The sequence below is a fragment of the Flavobacterium johnsoniae UW101 genome (assembly GCF_000016645.1).
Lineage (GTDB): Bacteria > Bacteroidota > Bacteroidia > Flavobacteriales > Flavobacteriaceae > Flavobacterium > Flavobacterium johnsoniae.
This window is the reverse complement of sequence record NC_009441.1, coordinates 2001902-2014265: the sequence shown is the minus strand read 5'-3', so window position 1 is coordinate 2014265 and position 12364 is coordinate 2001902. Positions and strand designations below refer to the sequence as shown.

General features: G+C 34.3%; 12 protein-coding genes. 7 read left to right on the top strand and 5 right to left on the bottom strand.

Going from position 1 to position 12364, the window contains the following annotated elements; translation table 11 throughout:
* Nucleotides 1-96: 96 nt before the first annotated feature.
* Both aceA and aceB read right to left on the bottom strand, forming a co-directional pair.
* Nucleotides 97-1377 carry an isocitrate lyase gene (gene aceA, locus FJOH_RS09015; protein ID WP_012023815.1) on the bottom strand — a complete coding sequence of 427 codons (1281 nt, stop codon included), beginning with the start codon at nt 1375-1377 and terminating at the stop codon, nt 97-99.
* A gap of 224 nt (nt 1378-1601) precedes the next feature.
* Nucleotides 1602-3203, bottom strand: coding sequence for a malate synthase A (gene aceB / locus FJOH_RS09010; RefSeq protein WP_044048264.1), 1602 nt, complete (start codon nt 3201-3203; stop codon nt 1602-1604).
* Nucleotides 3204-3400: 197 nt separating this feature from the next.
* Here aceB and FJOH_RS09005 point away from each other — a divergent pair, with 197 nt between their 5' ends.
* The 5 genes from FJOH_RS09005 to FJOH_RS08985 all read left to right on the top strand — a co-directional run bounded on the left by FJOH_RS09005 (nt 3401) and on the right by FJOH_RS08985 (nt 7689).
* Complete coding sequence (locus tag FJOH_RS09005; RefSeq protein WP_012023813.1) at nt 3401-4882, top strand: helix-turn-helix domain-containing protein; 1482 nt, start codon at nt 3401-3403, stop codon at nt 4880-4882.
* A gap of 6 nt (nt 4883-4888) precedes the next feature.
* On the top strand, nt 4889-5248 hold the full coding sequence (locus FJOH_RS09000; protein WP_012023812.1) for a hypothetical protein: 360 nt from the start codon (nt 4889-4891) through the stop codon (nt 5246-5248).
* 497 nt (nt 5249-5745) lie between these two features.
* Complete coding sequence (locus tag FJOH_RS08995; RefSeq protein ID WP_012023811.1) at nt 5746-6462, top strand: pirin family protein; 717 nt, start codon at nt 5746-5748, stop codon at nt 6460-6462.
* A gap of 164 nt (nt 6463-6626) precedes the next feature.
* Nucleotides 6627-6857, top strand: coding sequence for a (4Fe-4S)-binding protein (locus FJOH_RS08990; RefSeq protein WP_012023810.1), 231 nt, complete (start codon nt 6627-6629; stop codon nt 6855-6857).
* Between the two features lie 298 nt (nt 6858-7155).
* Nucleotides 7156-7689, top strand: coding sequence for a YceI family protein (locus FJOH_RS08985; protein ID WP_012023809.1), 534 nt, complete (start codon nt 7156-7158; stop codon nt 7687-7689).
* A 160-nt stretch (nt 7690-7849) separates the two neighbouring features.
* Here the strand turns inward: FJOH_RS08985 and FJOH_RS08980 are convergent, their stop codons facing one another.
* Nucleotides 7850-8710 (bottom strand): helix-turn-helix domain-containing protein, encoded by an 861-nt coding sequence (locus FJOH_RS08980; RefSeq protein ID WP_012023808.1) that lies wholly within the window; start codon nt 8708-8710, stop codon nt 7850-7852.
* Nucleotides 8711-8806: 96 nt separating this feature from the next.
* Between FJOH_RS08980 and FJOH_RS08975 the strand changes: the two genes are divergently transcribed.
* Nucleotides 8807-9169, top strand: coding sequence for a DUF983 domain-containing protein (locus FJOH_RS08975; protein WP_012023807.1), 363 nt, complete (start codon nt 8807-8809; stop codon nt 9167-9169).
* Nucleotides 9170-9241: 72 nt separating this feature from the next.
* Nucleotides 9242-10114: an ACP S-malonyltransferase gene (gene fabD, locus FJOH_RS08970; protein ID WP_012023806.1), complete on the top strand. Its 873-nt coding sequence runs from the start codon at nt 9242-9244 to the stop codon at nt 10112-10114.
* 222 nt (nt 10115-10336) lie between these two features.
* On the opposite strand, the gene FJOH_RS08965 is transcribed toward fabD, so the two are convergent.
* Both FJOH_RS08965 and galE read right to left on the bottom strand, forming a co-directional pair.
* Nucleotides 10337-11242, bottom strand: a complete 906-nt coding sequence (locus FJOH_RS08965; protein WP_012023805.1) for a DMT family transporter — start codon at nt 11240-11242, stop codon at nt 10337-10339.
* A gap of 86 nt (nt 11243-11328) precedes the next feature.
* A complete protein-coding gene (galE, locus tag FJOH_RS08960) occupies nt 11329-12345 on the bottom strand; it encodes a UDP-glucose 4-epimerase GalE (RefSeq protein ID WP_012023804.1) in 1017 nt (338 codons plus the stop codon).
* Between the last annotated feature and the right edge of the window lie 19 nt (nt 12346-12364).

Sequence of the window (12364 nt, the reverse complement as noted above, 5' to 3'; positions counted from 1 at the left end):
CATTAAGATATTAAGATTCATTAAGCTAGACTTAATCTTCCTTCTTTTTTAAGGATATAAAGCTTAACTTTCTTAATATCTTAATGGTAAAAAAAATTAAAACTGTTCAACCTCTGTTGAATGTTCCATTGCGGTTATTGCTGATTTCCCTAACATTACCGTATTTTGAACGGCATCAAAATAAGAAGTTCCCACAAAAGCCTGATGTTTTACAGCTCTGAATCCGTTTTTCTGCAAAGCAAATTCGCGTTCCTGCAATTCAGAATAGCCTGCCATTCCTCTCTCTTTGTAAGCTTTAGACAATTCAAACATACTGGTATTCAAAGCATGGAATCCTGCTAAAGTAATGAACTGAAAACTATATCCCATTGCTGCTAAATCTTCTCTAAACGTTTCCATTTCAGCAACCGTCAATTTTGCCGCCCAGTTGAAAGACGGCGAACAATTGTACGCCAGCATTTTGTCTGGAAATTCTTTTTTCATTGCTTTTGCAAACTTTCTTGCATAATCTAAATCGGGATTACTGGTTTCCATCCAGATTAAATCAGCGTATGGTGCGTAACTTAAACCTCTTGCAATTCCCTGATCAATTCCGTTTTTAACGTAGAAGAAACCTTCAGTCGTTTTTTCACCTGTTAAAAACTTTCTATCTCTTGGATCCGCATCGCTTGTTAGTAAATTAGCTGCATCGGCATCTGTTCGAGCAATTATTAAAGTTGAAACGCCCATAACATCTGATGCCAATCGTGCCGCAATTAATTTATTTATTGCTTCCTGAGTTGGAACTAAAACCTTCCCGCCCAAATGTCCGCACTTTTTAGCAGAACTCAGCTGATCTTCAAAATGAACTCCAGAAGCTCCAGCTTCAATCATCGATTTCATTAATTCGAAAGCATTTAAGTTGCCGCCAAAACCAGCTTCGGCATCAGCTACAATTGGAACTAAATAATCTTTTCTATCTTCAATATTATTTACAGTCTGAATCTGATCAGCACGCAATAAAGCGTTGTTGATCTTTTTTACCACCATCGGAACGCTGTTTACCGGGTAAAGCGATTGGTCAGGATACATTTCTCCCGCCAGATTTGCATCAGCAGCAACCTGCCATCCACTTAAGTAAATTGCTTCTAAACCCGCATCGACTTCCTGAATCGCCTGATTTCCAGTTAATGCTCCCAAACCCGCAACATAATCCTGACTTTTTAACTTTCTCCATAATTTTTCAGCACCCATTTTGGCAATAGAATGCTCAATTTTATAAGACCCCTGAAGTGTTACTACTTCGCTTGCAGTGTAAGGACGCTCAACTCCTTTCCATCTCGGGTTCGTAATCCAATCGTTAATCAATTCCTGAATTCTGTCTTCTGTTGTTTTCATAATATAGTTTAGTTAAAGTGGTTCGTTAATAAAGTTTTCAGTCTCGGTTTTCAGTTTTCAGTTTGAACCAAGATTTTTAAACACATAGAAACATAGTTATACTTTGTGGTTAAAGGCGTTTCACTTGTTTCAATTCACATAGTTATCTATGCATGAAAAACCAGTTTTTTCTTTTCTCTTTTTATAGAAAAAATAAAATCTATGTTTCTATGTGTTTAAATAAATTATAGATATTTATAACATGGAAGAGTAACGAAATCCACAAAATGCAGGTTTACAACCAGTCTTTCCAGCATTTTTTCGGCTAATGGAAATTGTTGTTTTTCATAATTTTCTTCTCCTATTTCTTCCTTGATTTTTCTGAATTCATTTAAAGCCAATTCATGATAATAAGCCAAATCTAATTTTCGTCCATTATCTAAAATCACTTTATTCTGAAGCCATTGCCACAATTGTGATCTCGAAATTTCGGCCGTTGCAGCATCTTCCATCAAATTATGTAAAGCGGCGGCGCCTTGTCCGTTTAGCCATGAAGCCAGATATAAAACTCCAACGTTGATGTTTTTGCGGACACCATTTTCAGTAATGATTCCAATTGGCGGTTCAATCAAATCGGCTTCTGTAATTTTTCGATGTTCTCTTTTTACGTGAATCTGATTTGGAGTTGGCATTCCTTTATCAAAAATTTCTTTTGCTATTGCAACTAAATCCGGATGCGCTACCCAAGTTCCGTCGTGTCCATTTTTAACTTCACGTTCCTTATCGGTTCTTACTTTTGCGAAAGCAACTGCATTAGCTTCTTCGTTATTTCGAATCGGAATCTGTGCAGCCATTCCGCCAATTGCATGAATTCCTCTTTTATGACATCTTTGAATTACCAGATTTGAATAAGCACTCATAAAAGGCGAAGTCATAGTTACCTGATCCCGATCTGGCACGATGAATTTTGGATTTTTTCTAAACTTTTTGATGTAGGAGAAAATATAATCCCAGCGTCCGCAGTTTAAGCCAACGATATGTTCTTTCAATTCGTAGATAATTTCATCCAATTGAAAACTTGCCGTTATCGTTTCAATTAAAACCGTCACTTTTATCGTTCCTCTGTTCAGTTTTAAATAATCCTCGGTAAAATCAATTACATTATTCCACCAGCGCGCTTCCAGATAATGCTCTAATTTCGGAATGTAGAAATACGGTCCAGAATTGTTTTCTAAAAGTCGTTTATGATTGTGAAAAACATACAAACCAAAATCTATCAAAGAACCCGAAACTTCATTTCCTTCAACTAAAACATGTTTTTCTGGCAAATGCAAACCTCTCGGACGTACAATTAACGTTGCGATTTTTTCATTTAAATGATACGATTTCTGTTTTACCAAATCAGTAAACGTAATGGTTTTGTTTACCGCATCAATCAAATTTACCTGTCCGTCCATCAAGTTTTGCCAGGTTGGCGAAGTGCTGTCTTCAAAATCGGCCATAAATGTTTTGGCGCCAGAATTCAAAGCATTAATAATCATTTTGCGGTCAACCGGCCCGGTAATTTCTACTCTTCGATCCAATAAATCTTTCGGAATTTCTCCAGCTTTCCAACTGCCTTCTCTCACACTTTTGGTTTCTGGAATAAAAACAGGCATAATTCCCTGATCAAAAGTGACTTGTTTCTGTTCGCGCTGTAAAAGCAATAGTTTTCGCTGTGATTCGAATTTTCTATGCAATTCAGTTATAAAAACAATGGCTTCTTCTGTCCAGATCTTTGGATAACGAAGCTTCTTTTCGGCTAAAAATTCCATTGCCGTTTCGGTAATTTCTAATTGGTTTTTCATAGCTGTGGTTTTTAATTTCATTAGCAGCAATTGAATCAATTCTATGTTTTTCAAAAACACAAATCCATAACAAACTGATAATTAATATTTTCTACACCACAATATTATAAAAAAGTTTTTTACAAAACAAGCGAACGTTCGCTAAAAATGAAAAATAATTTTTTGGCGATTATTTTTAGAATACCTATATTTGGTTCATGGATATCGAAAAAGACTATATAAAGCTGATCTTCGGACTAAAATTGAAACAAGTCAGAACGCAAAAAAATCTTTCTCTTTTTGGCTTGGCCAAATTGACCAATCTTTCAAAATCGTACTTAAACGAGATTGAAAAGGGGAAAAAATATCCAAAAACCGATAAAATTTTATTGCTCTGCGAACATTTGGACGTGACTTATGACCAAATGGTGTCTTTAAAACTCGATAACAACCTAGCTCCTATTGGCGAAATATTAAAATCAGGCATTTTAAAAGAGATTCCGCTGGAACTTTTCGGAATTCAAGAAGCTGATTTAATTGATATTATTGCCAATGCTCCGGCAAAAGTCAATGCGTTTATTAGTACGATTATCGAAATTGCACAGCATTATAATTTAAGCCGTGAAAGTTTCTTTTTAGCTGCTTTGCGTTCGTATCAGGAAGCACATAGTAATTATTTTGAAGATTTAGAAGAAAAAGTAATCGCGTTTTCGAAGTCGTTTCAAATTAATCTGGATTCTAAAATCAGCGTTGAAGAACTGGAAGCGATTTTAAAAGAAGAATACGAATACAACATCAGAGAAATAGCGTTTACAGATCAGGAAGCTTTGGGCGATTTACGTTCGATTTATGTTCCAAAAAGCAAGACTTTATTGCTTTCAACTGAACTCGATGCTCCGCAGAAAGCATTTATTTTAGCCAAAGAAATAGCTTATAATTATCTAAAAATATCCGATCGATTACTGACTTTCAGTTGGATTAAGTTTGAAAATTTCGATCAGGTTTTGCATAATTTTTACGCTTCTTATTTTGCTGGTGCTTTGTTACTTCCAAGGAAATTAGTAGTAGACAAAATCAATTCTTTTTTAGAAAATGAGAATCCGAAACCAGAAGAATTTGTTCAATTAATTGAAAGTTTTGAAGTTTCGCCTGAATCTTTTTACCAAAGATTGACCAATTTATTACCGAAAGATTTTCAACTAAAGAATTTATTCTTTTTAAGATTATCACACCGAATTGGTTCTGATGTTTACCAAATTAATAAAGAATTACACATTACACATCAGCAAGAACCGCACGCCAACGAAACCAACGAGCATTATTGCAGAAGATGGGTTTCGGTTAAAACGATTGACGAAGCCATCAAACAAAATAAATCTCATTTTTTTGATGCGCAAATTTCCAGTTATGCGAATAGCGGAAACGAATATTTAGTATTTTCATCAGCAACAAAGGATCCTTTTTTACATGATACCATTCGAAGTATTTCTGTCGGAATTTTGATTAATCCAACAATGAAAAAGAAATTCAAGGTCATTGACGGAAAACCTTTGGTGAAACGAATTGTTGGTGTAACTTGCGAAACCTGTGCTGTTCAGGATTGTCTGGAAAGAGCAGCACCGCCAGTTGTTTTAGAAAGAAAAAAACGCCATGAGAATACCGATGCTGTTGTACAGCAATTTATGAATCAATATAGTTAGAATGCCATGAAATATTTTGCCTTAATAACGACACTGCTTTTAATTAGTTTTACTCAGAAAACAGACAAACTTATTGGCCGTTACAATTACTTGATTGAAGAGGACAATACTTATATCCAAAAAGATAAAATTACTTTTAAGGACAGCATTTTTGCCTTTGATAACAAATATCTGCCAAAAGGAAAAATTTCTTATGGCAGCAAAATAGTACTGGATAATTTCATTAATACTGATTTAGTTATAAGTATTCCAAAAGATCAAATCGAAAAAGATACGATTCTATTTTATATGCATGATAAGCAAAGTTCTGCTTCGAATTATCTTGACGAAGTAGTTGGGAAAGGAAAATTGATTAAGATTAAGTAATTCAGCGCAATCTTGTCATCCTAAGGAACGAAGGATCACACTCGGAAGTCGGCAAAGATTGGTGATTATGCAGGCAGAATTTCTCGTGTGATCCTTCGTTCCTCAGGATGACAAACTGTGTGGTTAATTGAAGCTAAAAAAAACTTTATAATTTCCAATCTTTGTCGAGCTACTTGCGAAGAATGGATTAAAATCCATCCCTACAATATGTATTGTTCCTTCGGAACTTTACGCCTTTACACCTAACCAACTTCTGAAAATTAAATTTCTAGTGTAGCCCCGATAGAAGTGGAAATCCTTTTGTACCGGGGTTCGGTACAAAAGATTGAAACGGATAGCGGGACCTCAGGTCTTTTGAAAACGATTCTTCTGCTTCAAAAAAAAACTTAGAATCTTAGCCACTTAGAACCTCAGAATCTTTTCTTAATCTACATTAAGTGCTTTTCCTTTACATCGGCTGTATCTTTGTACCATCAAAATCAATAAAAGACAAAATCATGGAAAATATAGTATTGCACAAAGCAGAATCAAGAGGAAATGCAAATCACGGATGGTTAAATGCTTATCATAGTTTTAGTTTTGCGAGCTGGTACAATCCAGATAGAATTCAATTTGGAGCGCTTCGTGTTTTGAATGACGATACGATTGCTGCCGGAATGGGATTTGGAACTCACCCTCACGATAATATGGAAATTATTACGATTCCATTAGAAGGTGATTTGGCTCACAAAGACAGCATGGGAAACACTGAAGTAATCAAAAATGGTGACATTCAGGTTATGAGTGCAGGAACAGGAATTCAGCATAGTGAGTTTAACCCGAACGAAGATCAGCAGACTAAATTGCTACAAATTTGGTTGTTTCCAAACAAAAGAAACGTTACGCCACGTTATCAGCAAATTACTTTGAATGTTGCTGACAGACATAATAAATTAGCACAAGTTTTATCTCCAAATGCAGATGATGAAGGAGTTTGGATTCACCAAGATGCGTGGTTCAACATGGGAAATTTTGATGCAGGAACTGCAACTGAATATAAAATCAAAAAAGAAGGAAACGGAGTTTATGCTTTCGTTTTGAAAGGAAATGTAACCATCAACGGTCAGGAATTAAATACTCGTGATGCGGTTGGAATTTCAGGAACTGACACTTTGAATATTAAAGCAAATACAGACGCTGAATTTTTATTAATGGACATTCCAATGAATTATTAATTCAAACAAAAAAATTAACACCTATACTTTGAAACGATAATAAATCTGAAAATCAGATTATTATCGTTTCTTTTTTTATCCCATTTCAAAAAAGAAAGACTAACTTTATAAATAAGAAAATTGGTCTGACTTTAAAATTAAACTAACTCTTAAAATTTTAAACCATGAATCCAAACAACCTCACTAAAGAATATACAAACGGAGAAGTTACGATTGTATGGCAATCTGGAAAATGCATTCACTCGGCAAATTGTGTCAAAAACAATCCGGATGTTTTTCGCCCAAAAGAAAAACCGTGGATTACTCCAGAACAATCTACAACTGAGAAAATAATATCTACTGTTAACAAATGTCCGTCGGGAGCGCTGACATTTTATATGAATAACAAAAGCTAAGCTTTAAGCATTAGTTTTTTCGCCATAAATTAAAAGGATTAAATTGATTTTTTTCGCCACAAATTGCACAAATTTTCACAAATTTTGATTCAATTTATTTCGTGGAAATTCGTGTAATTCGTGGCAATATTTTTTTTAAATCATTTTAATCTGTGTAATCTGTGGCAAAAAAAAAAAAAAAAAAAAAAATACATTTTTTATTTCTTAATCTAGGTTAAGTGCTTCAGGATAACTCTCACCGTAACTTTGTCCTATCAAAATGAAATTAATTATTTAAAATATTTAAAAAAATAAAATTATGGCAACTACAAAATGGTCAATTGACCCAACTCACTCAGAAATTGGTTTTAAAGTTAAACACATGATGTTTACAAATGTTTCAGGAAAATTTGGAACTTATGAAGCTTCTGCAATCACAGAAGGAGAAAGTTTTGATAATGCAGATTTCAGTTTTTCTGCTGATATCGCTTCAGTAGACACTGCAAACGCAGATCGTGACGGACATTTAAGAAGTGGTGATTTCTTTGACGCTGAAAATCATCCAAAATTAACTTTCAAATCTTCTTCTTTCAAAAAAATCAACGATGGTGAATATGAATTAACTGGAGATTTAGACATTAAAGGTGTTTCTAAAACAGTAAAATTCCCAGTTGAATTTAGCGGAATCATGACTGATCCTTGGGGAAATACAAAAGTAGGTTTAAGCATAGAAGGAAAAATTAATCGTAAAGATTGGGGTTTAAACTGGAACTCAGCTCTTGAAACAGGTGGTGTTTTAGTAGGAGAAGAAGTTCGTTTAAACATTGAATTACAATTTGTAAAACAAGCCTAATACTTTATAATAGGTTTTAATTTGGTTGGTTAAAAAGCCTGTGCCTTCTCGGGGTACAGGCTTTTTTGCTTTTAGGAACAAGAGCTTCGACTTCGCTCAGCCTGACATATGATATATTTAAGAATACGATTGTCAGGCTGAGCGAAGTCGAAGCTCTTTTTTATTTTATATTTCTAAATTCAGTCGGCGACATTCCAGTTTGTTTTTTGAAGAAACGGGAGAAATACGAGTAATCTTCGTAACCGACTTTGAATGCGACTTCGTTTACAGCTAATTGCTTATCGATCAGCATTCTTTTTATTTCCAGAATTACACGATCTGTGATAACTTCAGTTGCTGTTTTTTGGAGAATTTCGTTGCAGATTCTGTTTAAATGTTTCAGCGTAATATTTAGTTTTTCTGCATAAAACGAAGGCAATTTCTCGGTTCTGAAATATTCTTCCAAAAGTAATTCAAACTTGTTGATTTTGATATTGTATGAATGGGTTTGATGCGAATAGGTTTCGCCATATTTTCTGGCTACTTCAATATGAATACAATCCAACAAATTCAATAATTTGTCTAATTGGTATTTATTGTCTTGGCTATTTTCCTGAATCAGTAAATCGAAATAAGGCTGGATTTTTGGGATTTCTTTTTCTTCAAAAACCATTTCTGGCCGGTTTTGAATAGAATGATAAAAATTATAATCGTTGATCTTTTTTTGCCCGAAATACAAATTGTACAATTCCTGAGAAAAGATAATTACAAAACCTTCAATGTCTTCGGATAAACTCCAATGGTGCATTTGTCCCGGCTGCAGTACAAAAAGACTTCCTCTTTTGATTTCGAACTGATCAAAATCGACTTCATGCAATCCTGAACCTTTCGTAAAAAATACCATTAAATACGAGTCATGACGATGTGGTTCTTCGACAAAACTGTGACTTTTTAAATGCTCTTTAAAAGTATTGACGTAAAAATCGCGGTGAATATCGTTACAGCTAAAATTCTGAACACTATAAATGGGATATCGTTTCATAAAAAATGTCTTTATTGTACTATAATAAGCGAAGATACTAAAAAGACTTTTACAATGCTCTGAATTACCTTTGTATAAACAAAAATCAACAATATCATGTCAAGCGCATTAACTCATATTTTAAAAAACGAATGCCCTGTTTGTCATAAAGGAAAAGTTTTTACAGACAAGAATATTTTTCTGAATTTCAGTTTTCCAAAAATGAATGAATACTGCAGTCATTGCAATTACAAATTCCAAAAAGAGCCTGGTTATTTCTTTGGTGCCATGTACGTAAACTACGGATTAACCGTGGCTCAGGGAATTGCAACATATTGTATTGCACAGTTTTTCTTTGAAACAAATTTCGATTTAAGAATCCTTCCAATTATTGCCGTAACCATTACTTTGCTTACTCCTTTTAATCTTAGATTTTCAAGATTAGCATGGATTTATATGTTTAAGGATTATTCGAGCTAAAAAAATAGTACTTTTGCCTTCCAATTGAAACTAATTTTCAATTTTAAAAAAAGTAAAAATTAAATTAGACAAATGAAAGCATACGTATTTCCGGGTCAAGGTGCACAATTCACAGGAATGGGTAAAGACCTTTATGAAAATTCGGCTTTAGCCAAAGAATTATTCGAAAAAGCAAATGAAATTCTAGGTTTTAGAATTACTGATATCATGTTTGAAGGCACTGCCGAAGAACTAAAAGAAACTAAAGTTACACAGCCTGCAGTATTTTTACATTCTGTTATTTTAGCGAAAACTTTAGAAGATTTCAAACCGGAAATGGTTGCAGGACATTCATTAGGAGAATTTTCAGCTTTGGTTGCTAACGGAACTTTATCTTTTGAAGATGGTTTAAAATTAGTTTCTCAACGTGCTCTTGCAATGCAGAAAGCCTGCGAAATCACTCCATCTACAATGGCTGCAGTTTTAGGTTTAGCCGATAATGTTGTAGAAGAAGTTTGTGCTTCTATCGACGGAGTTGTAGTTGCTGCTAACTATAACTGCCCTGGACAATTAGTAATTTCTGGTGAAACTACTGCTGTTGAAAAAGCTTGCGAAGCAATGAAAGCTGCAGGAGCAAAACGTGCTTTAATTTTACCTGTTGGAGGTGCTTTCCATTCGCCAATGATGGAGCCTGCAAGAGAAGAATTAGCTGCTGCAATTGAAGCAACTACTTTCTCTGCTCCTATTTGCCCAGTGTATCAAAACGTAACTGCAAGCGCAGTTTCTGATGCTAATGAAATTAAAAAGAACTTAATCATTCAATTAACTGCTCCTGTAAAATGGACTCAGTCAGTTCAGCAAATGATTGCTGACGGTGCTACTTTATTTACTGAAATTGGTCCTGGAAAAGTTTTAACTGGTTTGATTAATAAAATTGACAAAGAAGCTGCTGTTGCAAATGCTTAATTTTTAAGTGTTCAAAGTTTTCAGTTAAAAACTATACACATAAAAAAGCTCTGAAAAATCTATTTTTCAGAGCTTTTTGTCATTTCGACGAAGGAGAAATCTTCGCAAGAAACTCTACATAGAAAGTCCAAAAACTTTGCCGAACTACTTGCGAAGATTTCTCCTTCGTCGAAATGACATACTAAAAAGAAAAATAAAAAAGATATCCTTTTAGAATTTACATTATAAAGTTTTCTTTTCCTTCTTTTTGTAATTAATAATAAAAACTCCCAAAATGATTAGAATAGTTGCAATTATAAAATCAATTGTAATTTTTTCATCCAAAATCAGCCAGCCAAAAAATACCGCAATTATAGTATTGATATAGGCTAAAATAGAAACCTGAACCGGAGTAACGTGTTTCAGAGCATAATTATAGCTGAAAAAAGCAATTACAGATCCGAAAATTGACAAATATAATGCCGCAAAAATACTTTTAGTACTCCATAAATTCACATCAATAGTGGGCGAAAAAATAAATGCCAAAACAATCTGAATGCACGAAGCCATTGTAAACTGGTAAAATAAATTAAGAACTATATTTTTAGATTTATTCCCATGAAGTTTGGTATAAATTGTTCCGGCCGCCCAAGCAGTAATTGCAAATCCCATAAACATCATTCCAATTCTATAATCGGCATCTAAAAAAGATCCTAGTCCGTCTTTAAATATAAAAACCACTCCCGAAAATCCTATTATGACTCCAATAAATCCTCTTAAACTTGGTTTTTGTAATTTAAATAAAATACTGCCCAGAAAAATAAGTATAGGAGCCATAGCACTAATTACCGAAGCAAGTCCGCTTGGCACAGTCTGCTCAGCAACGGTTGTAAAACCATTTGCAATTACAATCATCAAAATAGAAGGAACGAGCTGGTGTTTTAAATTCTCCCACCCAATCCATTTCAATTCTTTTTTGAACAATAAAATAATCATCATGATTATTCCTGCCAATCCCTGACGAATTGAAGTTACAAACCAAGGCGGAATAGTTTCAACCGCAACTCTAATCCCCAAAAAGGTAGTTCCCCAAATAATTCCAACAGCCGCTAAGGCAAATATTAATTTATAATCTAAGCTTTGTTTCATGATAATTAATACGTTAAAAAAAAATCCCAAACTATACTGCTATAATTTGGGATCTTAAAATTTTATAATTTTAACTAATAAAGAATTTATTTATTCCTCACTTTTTGTTCCCATTTCCAGGCGCTTGCCATTGCTTCGTCTAAACTAAGTTCTGCCTTCCATCCTAAGACATTATTTGCCTTATCTGTATTTGCATAAGCTTCAGTAATATCACCTTCACGACGAGGCATCATCTTGTAAGGCAGTTTTTTACCGCTGACTTTTTCAAAGCTATGAATGACTTCTAAAACAGAACTTCCTTTTCCTGTTCCTAAATTGAAGGTTTCTACTTTTGCTGCATTCTTTTTATTAAACAAACGTTGTAAAGCAATTACGTGCGCTTTTGCTAAATCGACAACATGAATATAATCACGAACCGCAGTACCGTCCGGTGTTGGATAATCATTTCCAAAAACCGATAATTCCTGGCGCAAACCAACTCCAGTCTGCGTGATAAACGGAACTAAATTTTGAGGAACTCCCAACGGAAGCTCTCCAATTTCAGCTGTTTCATGTGCTCCAACCGGATTAAAATAACGTAATAAAATCGCGCTGATATTAGTAACCTTTGCTGTATCGGTAATAATTTCTTCTCCCATCTGTTTGGTATTTCCGTAAGGAGACATTGCAGTTTGTACCGGAGCATCTTCTGTAATTGGCATTTTTTCGGCCTGACCGTAAACTGTACAAGAAGAACTGAAAATAAAACTTGCTTCAGGTTTTTGCTGTAATTCCTGTAAAAGATAAACTAAACTGCTAATGTTGTTTTCATAATACAACAAAGGCTGTTCAACACTTTCACCAACTGCTTTTGAAGCTGCAAAATGAATCACACCAGTAACATCATTGTGTTTTTTAAAGAAATCCCGAACGGCGCTTTTTTCTCTTAAATCAATTTTTTCGAATAAAGGCGTTTTTCCTGTAATCGCGGTAATCCCTTTTAAAACATCTTCTGAAGAATTGGAAAGATTATCAATGATCACTACCTCATAGCCTTCGTTTTGCAATTCGACTACAGTGTGAGAACCGATAAATCCTAATCCTCCTGTTACTAATACTTTCATTTATTGGGTTGTTTTGTGG

What these genes read in the sequence shown, in the direction of transcription:
- FJOH_RS09000 (WP_012023812.1), top strand. Translation starts at nt 4,889, where the DNA reads ATGAAATATTTTGCCTTAATAACGACACTGCTTTTAATTAGTTTTACT.
- FJOH_RS08995 (WP_012023811.1), top strand. Translation starts at nt 5,746, where the DNA reads ATGGAAAATATAGTATTGCACAAAGCAGAATCAAGAGGAAATGCAAAT.
- FJOH_RS08990 (WP_012023810.1), top strand. Translation starts at nt 6,627, where the DNA reads ATGAATCCAAACAACCTCACTAAAGAATATACAAACGGAGAAGTTACG.
- FJOH_RS08985 (WP_012023809.1), top strand. Translation starts at nt 7,156, where the DNA reads ATGGCAACTACAAAATGGTCAATTGACCCAACTCACTCAGAAATTGGT.
- aceA (WP_012023815.1), bottom strand. Translation starts at nt 1,377, where the DNA reads ATGAAAACAACAGAAGACAGAATTCAGGAATTGATTAACGATTGGATT.
- FJOH_RS09005 (WP_012023813.1), top strand. Translation starts at nt 3,401, where the DNA reads ATGGATATCGAAAAAGACTATATAAAGCTGATCTTCGGACTAAAATTG.
- FJOH_RS08980 (WP_012023808.1), bottom strand. Translation starts at nt 8,710, where the DNA reads ATGAAACGATATCCCATTTATAGTGTTCAGAATTTTAGCTGTAACGAT.
- galE (WP_012023804.1), bottom strand. Translation starts at nt 12,345, where the DNA reads ATGAAAGTATTAGTAACAGGAGGATTAGGATTTATCGGTTCTCACACT.
- FJOH_RS08975 (WP_012023807.1), top strand. Translation starts at nt 8,807, where the DNA reads ATGTCAAGCGCATTAACTCATATTTTAAAAAACGAATGCCCTGTTTGT.
- FJOH_RS08965 (WP_012023805.1), bottom strand. Translation starts at nt 11,242, where the DNA reads ATGAAACAAAGCTTAGATTATAAATTAATATTTGCCTTAGCGGCTGTT.
- aceB (WP_044048264.1), bottom strand. Translation starts at nt 3,203, where the DNA reads ATGAAAAACCAATTAGAAATTACCGAAACGGCAATGGAATTTTTAGCC.
- fabD (WP_012023806.1), top strand. Translation starts at nt 9,242, where the DNA reads ATGAAAGCATACGTATTTCCGGGTCAAGGTGCACAATTCACAGGAATG.